The sequence below is a fragment of the Agromyces sp. Marseille-Q5079 genome, assembly GCF_051016555.1.
Lineage (GTDB): Bacteria > Actinomycetota > Actinomycetes > Actinomycetales > Microbacteriaceae > Agromyces.
In genome coordinates, this window is record NZ_JBPEJF010000002.1 from 483,497 (window position 1) to 497,951 (window position 14,455).

Annotated in this window: 16 protein-coding genes; 8 read left to right on the top strand and 8 right to left on the bottom strand. The window is 72.3% G+C overall.

Annotated elements, in window-relative coordinates; all coding sequences use genetic code 11:
* Positions 1-62 precede the first annotated feature (62 nt).
* Positions 63-647, bottom strand: a complete 585-nt coding sequence (locus ACR3IO_RS05980) for a hypothetical protein (RefSeq protein ID WP_434070257.1) — start codon at positions 645-647, stop codon at positions 63-65.
* A gap of 79 nt (positions 648-726) precedes the next feature.
* Between ACR3IO_RS05980 and ACR3IO_RS05985 the strand changes: the two genes are divergently transcribed.
* The 4 genes from ACR3IO_RS05985 (at position 727) to ACR3IO_RS06000 (ending at position 3,991) form a co-directional block, all read left to right on the top strand.
* Entirely contained in the window at positions 727-1,326 is a 600-nt protein-coding gene (locus ACR3IO_RS05985; RefSeq protein WP_434070258.1) for a TetR/AcrR family transcriptional regulator, read from the top strand.
* A gap of 94 nt (positions 1,327-1,420) precedes the next feature.
* On the top strand, positions 1,421-2,188 hold the full coding sequence (locus tag ACR3IO_RS05990; RefSeq protein ID WP_434070259.1) for a DUF2306 domain-containing protein: 768 nt from the start codon (positions 1,421-1,423) through the stop codon (positions 2,186-2,188).
* A 4-nt stretch (positions 2,189-2,192) separates the two neighbouring features.
* Entirely contained in the window at positions 2,193-3,347 is a 1,155-nt protein-coding gene (locus ACR3IO_RS05995; RefSeq protein WP_434070260.1) for a sensor histidine kinase, read from the top strand.
* A complete protein-coding gene (locus ACR3IO_RS06000) occupies positions 3,344-3,991 on the top strand; it encodes a response regulator (protein WP_434070261.1) in 648 nt (215 codons plus the stop codon). The genes ACR3IO_RS05995 and ACR3IO_RS06000 overlap by 4 nt, the downstream gene beginning before the upstream one ends.
* A gap of 309 nt (positions 3,992-4,300) precedes the next feature.
* Here the strand turns inward: ACR3IO_RS06000 and ACR3IO_RS06005 are convergent, their stop codons facing one another.
* From ACR3IO_RS06005 to ACR3IO_RS06020, 4 genes are all read right to left on the bottom strand, one after another.
* Positions 4,301-6,775 carry a hypothetical protein gene (locus ACR3IO_RS06005; RefSeq protein ID WP_434070262.1) on the bottom strand — a complete coding sequence of 825 codons (2,475 nt, stop codon included), beginning with the start codon at positions 6,773-6,775 and terminating at the stop codon, positions 4,301-4,303.
* Positions 6,776-7,046: 271 nt separating this feature from the next.
* Entirely contained in the window at positions 7,047-7,466 is a 420-nt protein-coding gene (fosX, locus tag ACR3IO_RS06010) for a FosX/FosE/FosI family fosfomycin resistance hydrolase (RefSeq protein WP_434070263.1), read from the bottom strand.
* A gap of 9 nt (positions 7,467-7,475) precedes the next feature.
* A complete protein-coding gene (locus ACR3IO_RS06015; RefSeq protein ID WP_434070264.1) occupies positions 7,476-8,105 on the bottom strand; it encodes a glyoxalase in 630 nt (209 codons plus the stop codon).
* Between the two features lie 78 nt (positions 8,106-8,183).
* On the bottom strand, positions 8,184-9,752 hold the full coding sequence (locus tag ACR3IO_RS06020; RefSeq protein ID WP_434070265.1) for a carboxylesterase/lipase family protein: 1,569 nt from the start codon (positions 9,750-9,752) through the stop codon (positions 8,184-8,186).
* Between the two features lie 285 nt (positions 9,753-10,037).
* Between ACR3IO_RS06020 and ACR3IO_RS06025 the strand changes: the two genes are divergently transcribed.
* The 4 genes from ACR3IO_RS06025 (at position 10,038) to ACR3IO_RS06040 (ending at position 12,193) form a co-directional block, all read left to right on the top strand.
* Positions 10,038-10,256 carry a DUF2188 domain-containing protein gene (locus tag ACR3IO_RS06025; RefSeq protein WP_434070266.1) on the top strand — a complete coding sequence of 73 codons (219 nt, stop codon included), beginning with the start codon at positions 10,038-10,040 and terminating at the stop codon, positions 10,254-10,256.
* Positions 10,256-10,750 carry a DUF427 domain-containing protein gene (locus ACR3IO_RS06030; RefSeq protein ID WP_434070267.1) on the top strand — a complete coding sequence of 165 codons (495 nt, stop codon included), beginning with the start codon at positions 10,256-10,258 and terminating at the stop codon, positions 10,748-10,750. The genes ACR3IO_RS06025 and ACR3IO_RS06030 overlap by 1 nt, the downstream gene beginning before the upstream one ends.
* 155 nt (positions 10,751-10,905) lie before the next feature.
* Positions 10,906-11,631, top strand: a complete 726-nt coding sequence (locus ACR3IO_RS06035) for a class I SAM-dependent methyltransferase (RefSeq protein WP_434070268.1) — start codon at positions 10,906-10,908, stop codon at positions 11,629-11,631.
* 166 nt (positions 11,632-11,797) lie between these two features.
* Complete coding sequence (locus tag ACR3IO_RS06040; RefSeq protein WP_434070269.1) at positions 11,798-12,193, top strand: YybH family protein; 396 nt, start codon at positions 11,798-11,800, stop codon at positions 12,191-12,193.
* A gap of 167 nt (positions 12,194-12,360) precedes the next feature.
* On the opposite strand, the gene ACR3IO_RS06045 is transcribed toward ACR3IO_RS06040, so the two are convergent.
* The 3 genes from ACR3IO_RS06045 to ACR3IO_RS06055 form a co-directional block, all read right to left on the bottom strand.
* Positions 12,361-12,585 (bottom strand): hypothetical protein, encoded by a 225-nt coding sequence (locus ACR3IO_RS06045; protein ID WP_434070270.1) that lies wholly within the window; start codon positions 12,583-12,585, stop codon positions 12,361-12,363.
* A gap of 151 nt (positions 12,586-12,736) precedes the next feature.
* Complete coding sequence (locus tag ACR3IO_RS06050) at positions 12,737-13,528, bottom strand: MBL fold metallo-hydrolase (protein ID WP_434070271.1); 792 nt, start codon at positions 13,526-13,528, stop codon at positions 12,737-12,739.
* Between the two features lie 68 nt (positions 13,529-13,596).
* Entirely contained in the window at positions 13,597-14,454 is an 858-nt protein-coding gene (locus tag ACR3IO_RS06055; protein WP_434070272.1) for a hypothetical protein, read from the bottom strand.
* Position 14,455 lies beyond the last annotated feature (1 nt).

A 14,455-nucleotide genomic window follows, 5' to 3' on the forward strand; every position in this document is an offset into this window, starting at 1 on the left:
CACGGATGTCCCGCCCCTTGCCCCACGGTGGACCCGACGTGAACCCGTGGTGGCCCTGTGCGTCAGGTCGGCCTGCTAGCCTCCGGGTCCTCTCGGTGTCGGGTCTCGCGGCGCTCGGCCTCGAGGTGCGGTTGCGGTCCCGCCGTCGGCCCGCGGTCTGCGCCGACCGGCCGATCCGGGTCTCGACCGGCGAGCACCAGCGCGCGACGGTGCACGATCTCGGCCTGCACCGCGATCATGATCGCCACGATCAGGAGCACCTCGGCGAAGCTCGCTCCGTCGGCGATGCCCGCGAGTCCGGCGATCGCACCGAGCGCGACCTTGACGGCGATGACGGTGACGAACAGCGTCACCGTGAGCCACGTGCCCCGGCGCATCCGCGTGCCGTCGGCGGCGATCCAGACCCTGGTGTGACGACCGCGCAGCACGCCGACCACGACGCTCAGCACGACACCCCCGATGAGGAACGCCCAGCCGATCCCCTCCGGCGGGTCCCAGCCGCCGACCAGGAGGGAGGCGAGGCCGAGCCCCGCGTAGATGAACGCGAGCCTGAAGCGCCGGGGGCCGCCGGCGACGCCGGCGCGCGTCTGCCGGAAGACGGCGTAGACGACCATGACGAGCAGGAGGATGAGCTCGATGGGTTGCATGGGATCCCTTTCGTGTCGACTCCCGCTTCATTAGATACGGGAGCGTATCTACGCTAGGTCGAACTGATAAGATACGCAAGTGGATCTTGAGAAGCGGCATGAGCCGGCAACCCGACGCCGGGGCGACGAACTCGAGGGCGCCATCCTCGACGCCGCATGGGAGCAACTCCTGACCGGCTACCCGAACTTCACGTACGACGGCATCGCCAGGCGAGCGCAGACGAGCAAGCCGGTGCTCTACCGACGATGGCCGACTCGCGAGGCACTGCTGTCGGCGACCCTTCGTCATCGGGGCGTGCGCGACCGACTGCCCATGCCCGACACCGGCACGCTCCGAGAGGACCTGCTCGACCTGCTCCGATCGGCCAATCGCCGACCCGAGCGCTACTTCGCGATGCTCAGTGCCCAGGTCGGCGGCGTCTCCGACGTGGGAGGACTCACGCCGGGTGCACTGCGCGACCAGTTCCTCGGCGGCCAGCCGAGCGTCCTGCGAGCGATCCTCGACCGCGCCGTCTCCCGTGGTGAGATCGACGCAGAGCGGATGACGCCGCGGATCGCCGCGGTGCCGTTCGACCTGTTCCGCATGCAGCTGTTCCTGACGTTCGAGCCGATCCCCGACGAGGACCTCGTGTCCATCGTCGACGAGGTCTTCCTCCCGTTGGTCCGCCCCTCCACCTGAGCCGACCGTGCCACGACGCACTCGGCCGATCGGCTGAGCCGATTCTGGCCGGGCGGAGGATACGGTCGCGCGTTCAGCCCGCGAGCATCGGGGCATGACCGGATTCCGGAGTACCGCCCCGCCCCTCGCCGACGGAGATCCGCGCCGCCACGACCCGCGACGACCGCGGCGACCCGAGTGGCTCGCGCCGGCCGGACTCATCGCCCTCACACTCGTGCCCATGGCCGCGGGCTCGAGCCGGCTCGCGCAACTCGGCACGGGCGCCGAGGTCACGGCCGAGAACGCCCGCTTCTTCGACTCGCCCGTGCCGGTGATCGCGCACATCGTCGGGTCGACGGTGTTCCTGCTGCTCGGGGCGCTCCAGTTCGCCCCCGCACTGCGGCGGCGCCGCTGGCACCGCTGGTCGGGGCGCGTCGTCGCTCCCGCTGGGCTCGTCTCCGCGGCATCCGGCCTGTGGATGGCGATCGCCTACGACCTGCCGGCGAACAGCGGGCTCTCGCTCATGCTCATCCGCATCGTGCTCGGCTCGGCGATGGCCGCCGCGATCGTCATCGCGTTCCTCGCGATCCGCCGCGGCGACATCCGCACGCACAGCGCGTGGATGACCCGCGCCTACGCGATCGGCCTCGGCGCCGGCACGCAGGTCCTCACGATCCTGCCGTGGGCGCTCGTCGTGGGCGAGCCCGGCGAGCTCGAGTACACCCTGCTCATGGCCCTGGGCTGGGCGATCAACCTCGCCGTGGCCGAGGTGGTCATCCGCCGTCGCGAACGACGCGGCATGTTCGGCCCGCGGCCGAGCGGACGTGCGGATGCAACCGCCTCTCCCGACCATCGGCCGACTGATGCCGCGCGCCTATCATGAGGGCATGACGAGCCCCGTGCGGTCGCTGTGGAACGCGCCGGCCGCAACGCCGGCGCCGCCGCGTCGGGTCTGGCGGGACTGGGCGCTCGTGGGCGTGCTCGTCCCCCTCGCGCTGCTCGAGGCCGCACTGCGACCCGACCTGGCCTGGGGATGGCTCTGGGCGATCGTGCTCGCCCTGCTGACCCCGACCCTGCTCTGGCGCCGGGTGCGGCCGTTCACGATGCTCGCCGTCGCGTTCTCGGTCGGAACGCTCGTGGGACTCGCGATCGGGGGCGAGCCCCAGTCGTTCACGACCGCGTACTTCCTCGTGCTCGTCTACGCGGTGATGCGCTGGGGATCGGGGCGCGCGATGCTCGGCGGTCTCGCGCTCGTCGCCGCGGGCACGCTGCTCCCGTTCACGACGGAGGTGCCGACGGCCGGCGACCTGATCGGCGGCATCGCGGTGGTCGTCACGACGAGCACGCTCGGGCTCGCGTTCCGCTGGCGTGCGGGCGCCCGGGCGCGAGAGGTCGAGCGCCTCCGGCTCGTCGAGCGCGAGCAGTTCGCGCGCGACCTGCACGACACCGTCGCCCATCACGTCTCGGCGATCGCGATCCAGGCCCAGGCGGGCGCCGAGGTCATCGGGTCCGATCCGGATGCCGCGGCCGCCGTGCTCCGCACCATCGAGGTCGAGGCGTCGCAGACGCTCGACGAGATGCGCGCGATGGTGCGCGTGCTCCGGCGCGACGACGACCCGGCGGAGCGGGCTCCGGCACCGACGGCCGCAGACCTGCGACGGCTCGCGGCATCCGACGGCAGCGCGGGTCCGGTCGTCGCGCTCGACGTCGTCGGCGACCTGCAGGCGCTGCCGCCCGCCGTCGGCGCGGCCGTGTTCCGCATCGCGCAGGAGGCCGTGACCAATGCATGGCGGCACGCGCGCGGCGCGACCCGCATCGACGTGCGCGTGCGGGTCGGCGATGCCGGCGTGCGGCTGGAGGTGCGCGACGACGGCGCGCCCGCGGCATCCACTCGACAGGGGTACGGCATCACGGGCATGATCGAGCGTGCGACGCTGCTGGGCGGTACGTGCGAGGCCGGTCCGGCGCCCGACGAAGGCGCCGGCACCGGATGGGCCGTGACCGCCGTGCTGCCTCGCACCGGCTGGACGGGGGCGGCATGAGCGTGCGCGTGCTGATCGCCGACGACCAGGAGCTCGTGCGCGCCGGCCTGCGGATGATCCTCGACGCCCAGCCCGACATCGAGGTGGTCGGCGAGGCCGCCGACGGCGCCGAGGCGGTGACGATGGCCCGCGCGCTGCGGCCCGACGTGTGCCTCTTCGACATCCGGATGCCGGTGGCCGACGGCCTCGCGGCCACCCGCGAGCTCGCCGGACCGGGCGTCGCCGACCCGATGCCCGTGGTCGTGATCACGACGTTCGACCTCGACGAGTACGTGTACGAGGCCCTGCGGTCGGGCGCGCGCGGGTTCCTGCTGAAGAACGCCGGACCGGCGCTGCTGCGCGAGGCGGTGCACGCCGCCGCCCGGGGCGACGCGCTCATCGATCCGAACGTGACGGTTCGGCTCATCGAGGCGTTCGCGGGCTCGGCGCCCGCCCGGCGATCGGCGCCGTCATCGCCGCTCACCGACCGCGAGGAGGAGGTGCTCGGCGCGCTCGCGCGCGGCCTCGGCAATGCCGAGATCGGCCGCGAGCTGCACATCTCGCTCAGCACGGTGAAGACGCACATCGCGAGCGTCATGGCGAAGGTCGGCGCCCGCAATCGGGTGGAGCTGGCCATCTGGGCCGTCGAGTCGCGCGCGCGGTGAGCGCCGGGCCGAGCACTCCGCCGACGGGCGCTTCAGCCGAGGAAGCCGCGTGCGGCCGGTCGCGCAGGAGCGCCCGACTCCTCGCTGGGGGAGCGAGTGGAGCCGGGCGCCCTGTTCAGCCGGTATCCCCGGCCGCACACGCGGCCGAGGGGGGATCGGCCGCCGCGTGAGGCTGACGCTACGCCGCCGCGCGCGCATCCGCGAGGGGTACTCGGCGCACTGGGAGCGAAGTCCCAGCGGGCTGTCGGACTCGCTGTCCGCATGCTCGCCGAGTGCCCGACGAGCGGCCGATGAGCGGCGCGTGCGCGGTCAGCGACGCACGCTCGTGCGGGCGACCTGCGGTCGGCGGCGCGCGTCGACGGGACGCCCGGCGCCCTGCTCCCGGTCGGATGCCGCCCGCTCCTCCGCGAGCCGCTCCACGAGTCCGTCGAGGAACTGCGTCACCTGCTCCGACTCCGGTGCCGTGGGCACCCAGAACACGGCCTCGGCGAGCGCCGCCGCGACCTCCCGCGGCTGCTTCTCGGCCCGCACCAGCAGGCAGCGCACCGAATACGCCGCGTCGTCGATGAGGTACCTGGCGGCCCGCAGCCGCTGCGCGTCGTCGAGGCTCCCGGCATCCGTCGCCTCGATCGCGCGCAGGATCGACGCGGCGTCCATGAGCAGCCCGAAGTCGTCGCCGCGCATCTCGGTGGCCTCGAGCAGGGCTTCGAGGGCGGATGCCGCGGTCAGCCCGTCCGGCTCGAGGATCCCCTGCGCGGCGAGCGCCTGCCGCACGTCCGTGAATCGCGTGATCTCCCACGGCGAGGAGATCGGCCGCAGCACGAGCTCTCGCATCCGCGGCTCGGCGCCGATGAGCTTGAGCTCCGGGTCCCAGCCGGCCATGCCGCGGTACTGCTCGACGAGCCGGGCGGCCTCGACGCGCCGGATCGTCTCCTTGACGATCGCCTCTCGCGGCTCGCCGACCTCGGCCGTCCCCGCCCGCCGCGCGAGGTAGCAGGCGTACGAGTAGCGGATCTCGATCTCGGGCGAGGACTTCGTCTCCTCGAGCCAGGGCACGACGATCTCGACGGGCTGCCGCGCGGGCGCCGAGCCCGGGGGGCGCGTCTTCACGGTGCGACGGGCGGGACGCGCCAACGTCGGACCCACGGCATCCGCTCGGGGCATCGGAACCGGGTCGGCGGCCGCGACGACCGTGGAAGCCGGGGTGTCGACGCCGAAGATCACGTAGCAGAGTGCGGCACGGGCTCGCATGCGCATCAGGATGCCGACCGGATCGCGTCGCCGCCGCTCGTCGGCGTTCCAGAGCCGCGTCGCCCGTTCGGAGTCCCGGCTGAGCGAGGTGCGCACGGCACGTGCCATGGACTGGCGCAGGGTGAGCGCCATGCGCGCCGCGGTCTCGGCGTCGAGCGTCGTCACGAGCCGCTCGATGGTCGCGAGGATGCGGGCGCGCCGCATCGCGGTCTTCTCGTCGGCGGCGTGGTCGAGCTCGACCTGGGCGACCCAGTTGCGCGCCGCGAACGAGTACAGCATGAGGGTGCGCAGGAGCATGGTGCGCGGCTGCTCGGGGTCCTCGCTGACGGGCGTGGCGGTCGCCTTCGGCAGCTCGTACTCGTGCCAGTCGAGCGGCGCGACGTCGAACACGAGCTCCTCGTGGCAGACCCACGCCGCCTGGTTCACGACGGGTTCGAGGCGGTCCATGAGGCGTTCGAGCGAACGGCGGTCGTGCGCCTCCTCGAAGTCGAGGTGCACCCGGTAGTACTCGACGAGCAGGCTCCGAGGCTCGAGCTCGACGGCGCGATCGAGGTAGTGGTCGCGCTCGTGCGCGTCGGCGGCCATCTGCGCGATGCCGAGGTATCCGACCGACTGCCAGTTCCTCGCGCCGTAGAAGCCCAGCACGTCGGGGTACCGCTCGGCCATCGTCATCGCCGTGAACGCGGCGGCGAGTGCCAGGAGCTTTCGATGCTGGTCGGTCTCGACCGACGGCAGGTCCAGTTCGAGCTGCACCTCGTCGAGCGGGAGCCCGTTGCGCCGCAGTGTCGCGATCGCGGCGTGCTGATCGATCATGGTGACCTGCAGCAGCCACGGCGAGGAGTTGAACAGCACCTGCACGAGCCAGGCGATCGCCGACGCGAGGCCGTTGCCGCTGCGGTCGGCGATCGTGATGAACTCGCCGAAGTCGGGCGAGTTCTGGCGCTCGACGCGCTGCCTCGGGTCGTCGGCGTTGACGTCGCGCACCTGCAGGAGCGCGTCGATCGACCACGCCCCGTTCATCGAGCCGTCGGGGGCGAAGACGTGCGCGTCGAGCCGGGAGCGGGTGGCCAGGCCGGGCGCGAGCGTGCACACCGCGGTCACGCCGAGGATGCCGGCTGTGAGCAGCCACGCGAGCAGGGCGTCGCGGGCGGTCGCGGTGACCAGCACCGTGACGATCGGCGTGAGCACCACGAGCCCCCAGCCGGCGATGCGCAGGCGTCGTCCCGCGGCACGGGACATCCGCAGGTTGCGCACCGGCGGGAGGAGGGTCATCACGCGCGCCGCGACGGCGAGGCCGAGCCACGAGAGGAGGATCGCGAGCCCGGTATCGGTCAGCGGCGCCATGGTGCCGTCGACGAAACGGTCCCATCGGGCGCCGACGGCGGAGGTCCAGTCGCTCGCCTGCGACTGTCGACCGGATGCCGCGGTGCAGCCGCTCAGCGCGAGGAGGGCGAACGACCCGAGCGCGCCGACGAGGGCGATGGTCGTCCTCGACCGTCGACTCCGAGCTGTGGCGATGGGATGCGCGTGCATGATGGGGTCCGTTCACCCGGAACCCTCGTCGCATCGAGCCCCGCCCGGTTCAGGGAGACCCCTGAACCGGGCGCGGCTGACCCTGATCGTGCGCGGCCAGTCGCGGTTGCGGTCCCGGCCTGGACGCCTGGCGCCCTGCCGGGAGCTCGATCTTCCGAGCTCCGGCACTCCGGCACTCCGGCACTCCGGCACCCGCTTTCGAGACGGGCACCCATCGGGTGAGGCATCAGCTCCCCGGGGCTTCTCCGCCGGGTGCCGGTTCGCCACGAGGTCAGTCGGCCGCGTACGCCGTGAGCCGCTCGCGCAGCGAGCCCGCGTGCAGCTCGAACAGGTGCCCGTCGTCGTCGTGGAAGTACAGCGAGTCGCCTTCGCCATCGACACGCGACCTCGGCGGCCGGATGTCGAGGCCGAGCGCGTCGACGGCGGCTCGAAGCCGCGGCAGGTCGGCGCGTTCGACCTGGAACGCGACGTGGTTGTACGTGCGCGGCAGTCCGCCGTCGCCGAGCATGGTCGCGATCCAGGTCGCCGTCGGCCCGTCGCCGACGAGGAAGAAGCGCTCCTCCGAGAGCGAGAACGTGTCGCGACCGCTGTCGTAGACGCGGACGGCGCCGAGCACGCTCGTCAGCATCCGTTCCATGCGGTCGAGGTCTCGCACGATGAAGGTCACATGGCTGAGTCCGCTGCTGGTCACCGCGACAGGCTACGCGACGGGCTCCCATACGAACCCGTCGGGGTCGGTGAACGCGCCGCCGTCGGAGGCGATGCGGATGCGGTGCGAGCCGGTGCCCTCGGCATCCACTCCCGCCTGCTTGGCCAGGGCCCGGCGCTTGTAGAGGCCGAGGCCGACGGGGCTCTGCCCGGTCGAGAAGTCGACGTAGCTGCCGAAGCTCTTGCCGACCTCGAGGCCGCGGGCGGTGTAGAACTTCTTGCTCGCCGACACGTCGTCGGAGCCGATCAGCAGCACGAGGTTCTCGAACTCCTTCGTGGCGGGGCCGGTGTCCTTCTTCGACGAGGTGGCGAGGGTCCAGATGGCGCCGTCGGGCGCCTGCACCACGCCGCCGAAGCCCCAGAGGGACTTCTCCATGGGCTTCAGCTGCGTCGCGCCAGCGGCGATCGCGGCCGAGAACAGGGCCTGCACGTTCGCGGGCTGCGACACGACGAGCGAGAGGGTGAACCCTCGGAACCCGCTCGTCGCGGCATCCGATGCCACGGTGCGCACCTGGGGGCCGAGCTCGAACGCCTCGGCGTAGAACCGGGCGGCCGCATCGGGATCGGCCGCTTCGATGATGATCGAGTCGATGGTCGTGATGGTGGTGTCTGTGGTGTCCATGACTCCGAAGCTACGCCCGACGCCCACCGTGGGCTTCTCGATTTCTGATCGATCGGCGCGCCCTCGGTCCGCCCCGCTTCACCCGGCGAGCGCGGGCGAGAACGCATCCCACGCACGCCGGCGGGCGCGACGCGGATCCGACTCGATGCGGTCCGCGGCATCGATCACGAGCGTCGACCGGGTGCGCTCGTCGTAGCGGGGCCACGCCGGACCGGGGTCGCTGTGCTCGGCGAAGTGCAGCCACAGCAGCCGCATCCGCTCGCCCGCCGCGGCGTACTCCTCGTAGCCGCCGAGCGACGTGATGACCCGCGCCATCGGCACGTCGGTGCGGTCGAACAGGGCGAACATCTCGACGCCGTGGGTCGCGTCGAGGCCGACGAGCTTCAACAGGCGAGGCGCGAAGTCGAAGCGGTACGACCACACCGGCGCCCACCGCGATCCTGCGTCGGCGACCCGCGTGCTCGGGAACCAGAACCCGTAGTCGCCGCCGAAGTCCGCTGCCGAACGGCGAGCCGGCAGGTCGGGATACGCGTCGCGCATCGGCTGCCTGGCATGACCGGGGGCCCGCGCGAACAGATCGGCGATGCGGCTCGGCGTGCGCGGCAGGATGTCGACGCGCCCCCGGAAGATCGATCCCTCGCGGTCGTTCGTGCCGATGATGAGCGGCACCCGGTGCGCGCGTCCCTCGCGGAAGGCGACGAAGGGGCGCTCGGGCACGACCTCGCCGTCGACGACGGGAGCGAAGCAGAACGCGCCCGGATACACCTCGGGCGTGCGCACCTGCAGGGCGACGGCTGCCGCGACGAGGTCGTCGGTCGCGGCATCCGCCAGCAGCCGGTCGGGCGGTTCGGATGCCGCGACGCGATCGGGTGCGGCCGCGCGGACGATCTCGAGCAGCAGCGCGAGGTACTCCGCCGCCCAGCGTGCCGCGAGTTCGCGCGGGTAGACCGCGTCGGGGGGCGGAGACTGCGCGATGGCCCCGGCGAAGAGCCCCCGCGCCGACGGCACGGTCATGAGCGTCGTGATCGCGTTGCCGCCGGCCGACTCGCCGAAGATCGTGACCCGCGAGGGGTCCCCGCCGAACGCGGCGATGTTCGCGCGCACCCAGCGCAGCGCCGCCACCTGGTCGCGCAGCCCGAGATTGGACTCGAACGGACGACGATCGCTGCCGTACCGCGTGAAGTCGAGGTAGCCGAGCGCGCCGAGCCGGTAGTTGAAGCTCACGTACACGACGCGCCCGCTGCGCACGAAACCCTCGCCGTGCCCCGAGAAGTCGCGCGACGACCCGACGCTGTAGCCGCCGCCGTGCACGAACACCATGACCGGCAGGGGCGGTGCGCCCACTTCACGCTCGGGGCCGACGACGTTCACGCTCAGGCAGTCCTCGTCGGCCGGCGCGAGCGCCGCCCCGGGCCGCACGAGGCGCACGCCTCGGGCCTGCGGGGCCATCGCCCCGAACTCTGATGCCTCGCGGATACCGGCCCACGGGCTCACGGGCGCAGGCGCGCGGAACCTCCGGGCGCCGGTCGGCGCCGCGGCGTACGGCATGCCCCGCCACGCGAGCGTCGCGCCCTCGTGCACCCCGCGCACGACGCCCCCGGTGACGCGGACCTCGAGCCCGTCGTCGCCGGTTCGGATGTCGGTCATGCCGTCACGCGACTCACCCGACCATTCAATCCCTGCCGCCCGCGCACTGCCAGTGCTTGCGCGGGATGGGCGGGCCGCTCCTCGACCGCGCCCGGCTCCGGCCGCCGCGGCCCACCGCCGGTCGGGTCGGCGCCCCGGCGCCGTATCGAGACCCGCGCACCCACTCCTCGCCGCGGCATCCGGATGGTGAACGATCGCGTCAACCCGGTGACGCCGGCCCCGCATCGGCGTACCGTGTCCTCCACGCGGTCGCACGGTCCGCGACACCACCTGAGGGGGCGGCACATGGCCGAGGGCGACGTCGAGACCCATTCGAATCGCGGGCAGTGGGAGAACCGCGTCGAGGGGCATCCGGAGGATTCGCAGAGCTACGCCGAGCGCGACGAGGCGATCGAGGCCGGCCGACTCTACGCGGAGGAGCATCGCACCGCGCACACCGTCGTCGACAGCGAACCGTCCGGCGTGATCACCGACGAGGATCCGCCGACGGACGAGCCGTCCTGATGCGTCCCGCCGCTGCACCGACCGCGCCGGGCCAGGAGTCCGTGTGGGACTACCCGCGTCCGCCGCGCGTCGAACCCGTCGACGTGCGGGTCACGGTGACCCTCGGCGGCACGACCATCGCGAGCACGCGCGACGTGCTGCGCGTGCTCGAGACGAGTCATCCGCCCGTCTACTACATTCCGATCGAGGAGTTCGCGCCGGGCACGGTCGTGCCGGCGCTCGGCTCATCGTTCTGCGAGTTCAAGGGCACCGCCCGGTACTACGACCTGCTCTCGGGCGCGACCATCGCCGAGCGCGCCGGCTGGGAGTACCCGTCGCCCGCGCCCGGATTCGAGGTGCTCACCGGCCGCATCGCGGTCTATGCGGGCCGGGTCGACGCCTGCACGGTCGACGGCGAACTCGTCGTACCGCAACCCGGCGGCTTCTACGGCGGATGGATCACCTCGAACATCGTCGGCCCGTTCAAAGGCGGGCCGGGCTCGTCGGGCTGGTAGCGGCACCACTTCGCCACTTCGCCACAGCATCTCCGAACGGATACCTCCTCCCCCGGAATCGCCCTCGCAACGCCTCGCCCTTGCTGAAACGGCAAGCGAGCGTGCTATTGCCAAGCCCGAACCCTACGCTCGGGGAACAGCGGGAGGAGACCACGATGCATCAACCCCGAGGCGAGCACGTCCACGGGCCCGAACACGAGGACGAGCACGGGCACGACCACGAGCGCCGGCACGAGGACGAGCACGAGGACCATGCGGATGACGCCGCGTCGATGTTCGAGGCGCCGAGCTGGGAGGAGCGCTACTCCGGCGAGCAGACCGTTTGGAGCGGCAACCCCAATGCGCAGCTGGTCGCCGAGGCCTCGAAGCTGACCCCCGGTACGGCGCTCGACGTCGGCTGCGGCGAGGGCGGCGACGTGATCTGGCTGGCCCGGCAGGGCTGGCGCGTCACCGGGGCCGACTTCTCCGCCAATGGCCTCGCCCGAGCCGCACTTCATGCGGAGGAGGCCGGCGTCGCCGACCGCACCGACTGGTGGCAGGTCGATGCCCGCGAATTCGCCGCCGAGGGGCGATCGTACGACCTCGTGACCACGCATTTCCTGCATCCGCCGGATGGAGGCATGGTCCAGGTGACCCGCCGCCTGGCCGAGGCCGTCGCGCCCGGAGGCCACCTCCTCGTCGTCGGGCATGCGCCCTCGCCGGAGTTCACCCACCTGAACGCCGGTCACCGCGCGGCGATGTTCCTGGCCGAGGACCTGCTGCCCGGCCTGCCCGATGACTTCGAGGCCCGCGTGGTCGAGCAGCGGCCGCGAACGATGGTGCGCGACGGCGTCACGATGGACGTGCACGACTCGACCCTGCTCGCCCGTCGCCGCGCTTGACGCTGACCGGCCGCCGCTACGCGCAGCTGGTCGACCGGCGGAGTCCCGTTGTTGCGCGTGAGTCCTCGCCGACCGGGATTCCGCCGCGACAACGGGACTCCAGCGCGACAACGGGACTCCAGCGCGGTCATTGTGCCCGGCCGCCGACCGGAGGATCCTGAGATCCATGAACGAGCGTGAAGAGTTCCTGATCTGGGTGCAGAGCGAGTTCGTGCGGGCGGAGCGGGCCATGTTCAACGGTGACGACGGCCCGCGACGCGCGATCTGGTCGAGCGAGGAGCCGGTGAGCGTGCTCGGCGCCTGGCGCAACGCATCGAATCGCGCCGAACTGGTCGAGGCGTTCGAGGCGCTCTCGTCGAGCTTCTCGAACTGCACCGACTACTCGTACGACCTGATCAGCTTCGACCTGCGTGGCGATCTCGCGTACACCGTCGGCTACGAGCGCGTCACGGCGTCGATCGACGGCAAGCCGCGCACGTTCACGCTGCGCGCCACGCAGGTGTACCGGCGCGAGCCCGGCGGATGGCGCATCGTGCACCGGCACGCCGACGACGTCGGGTAACCGTTCGAGGAGGCGTTCCCGCGCCCTCTGAGCCCCGGGAGCCGTCGCTCTGAAAACGCCCGGCACTCCGGCACTCCGGCACTCGGGCACTCCGGCACTCCGGCACTCCGGCACCGCGATTCCGAACGGATGCCTCCCGCCCGGCCGCGGCGAGCCGAACGCTCGGCTCAGGCGGCGTGCCGACCGCGTCCGGCGCGCATCGTCAGCGGCCGCAGCGAGACGGCGCGGCGGCGGTGCCCGGTCGCATGCCCGGTACCGAGGGGCAGGTCAGCGGATGCCGCGGCGAGCCCGGTCGATCCCAGGCGCTGGTGGTCCGCGACTCGCCCGCACGCGCACGGAAGCGCGCTGCGCTCACCGAGCGTCCCGGTCACGTATTCGAAGTGGGTCGACATGGCGCGGGTCCTTCCTGCGTCGCGGGCTGGGGACATTCGCCCCTCATCCAGAGAGATGCAGAATGCCCCGGATCATGACGCGCGGCATCCGGATCCACCCTGAACTCGCACCTAAAGTTGTCCGGAGCCCGCAACAGCGACGCGGCTCAGCTCACCAGGGCGCGCCCGCGCTGAGCGCCGCATCGGCGGCGGCGCGTGCCGGCCCGATCCAGGCCTCGCCGTGCCCGGGCAGCACGATGTGGGCGGTCGACCACCCGATGGAGCCCACCGATGCCCGCGCGCGCTCGGCGTCGCGATGGAACATCGATGGGAGCAGCTGCGGCCCCTGCATCGGCGAGGTGCGGTGGCGGGTGACCAGGGCGTCGCCGACGACGAGCACGCTCTCGTCGTCGAACTCGAACACGGCGTGACCGCTCGTGTGCCCCTCGATGAGTCGCATGCGCGGATGCCCCGGCGCGTCGACGCGCCCGCCCCGTATGGGCGCCGCGGTCGCACTCGGCACCCCGAGTCCCGCCTTGCCGTCGAGGAGCGGCACGATCGCGGCCGCCCACGGCACGACGCCCGGTCGCCACGCGTTGCGCAGCACCCGGCCGGTGCCCGCCTGCTCCAGGATGTCGCGGCGCAGGTTCGCGAGTTCGAGCGGGTGGGCGTATACGGGGGTACAGAACTGCCCGGAGAGCCACGCGGCACCACCGAGGTGGTCGGCGTGACCGTGGGTGACGAGCACCGCCGCGACATCCGCGGGCCCGACCCCGATCGCGTCGAGGGATGCCTCGAGCAGCGCGCGCTGGCCGTAATAGCCCGAGTCGATGAGCGTGACCCCATCGGGGCCCGAGTAGATCACCCAGTTCACGTGCTCCGTGTGCGCGAAGTGGATGCGCTCGCTCAGGCGGTCGACTCGCAGGCTCTCGCGAGCCCGGTTCCCGCCAGCCGTGCCGACCATGCGCCCTCCCACGTCCACGGTACGCCCCCCATGCGAGGGACGGACCGGCGAGATGGCCCGGTGGGCGCTCAGCCGCCGACGCAGTTCGGGTCGCCGGGGCTCATGCAGGAGTGGCCGCCGCCGCGCTCGGTGGGCGCGGGCGCCGGCTCGGGGGCGAACCGGTCGGCCGGAACCGGCACGGCGAACGTGATGACCAGGCCGAGGCATCCGACGATGCACGACGAGATGATGAGCCCGCGCCGGCGGCTGATCGCGGCGAACACGATGGCGCCGACGAGTGCGCCGAGCGTGAGCGTCGCCGTGACGACGTAGAGGTTCTCCTGCTCCGGCGTCGGGGGCGGTCGGGTGGCCCAGATGGAGAGGTTGGCCGCGATCCACTGCCAGACGAGCAGCATCGTGAGCAGGCCGCCCAGGGCGAGCAGCACGCCGGCGATCCTCGAGGACGTACGCCGTTCCCGGCCGAGTACCGCCGCGGTGAACGCGACGACGAGGGTGAGGACTCCGGCGTCGATCCAGGCGACCACGCTGCCGAACAGCGCGCCGAGACCCTGATCGGCGAGGCTTGGAATGCCCCGCACGGCGTTCACGACCACAGCAGCGACGGGAGCGGCGAGCACGATCAGGGCCCATCGCCCCGGCCGGCCCATCGACCGCAACCCGAACTGCACGGCGCAGACGAGTGCGATCCACACGAGCACGTTCGGGTCGAGGCTCATGGCGATGAGCGGAATCACCATCTCGAGCGAGCCCGGCGTGTTCGACGACGCCACCATCAGCAGCACGCCCAGCATGCGCAGCACGACGACGGATGCCACGAGCACGACCGTCTCGACGACGCGCGCTCGCAGCTCGAACGTCGGCCGGTCGGTGGCGGCCCCGGTGCTCGCACCGGTGTCGTCATGGGCGTCGGAAAGGGCTCCGCTCATC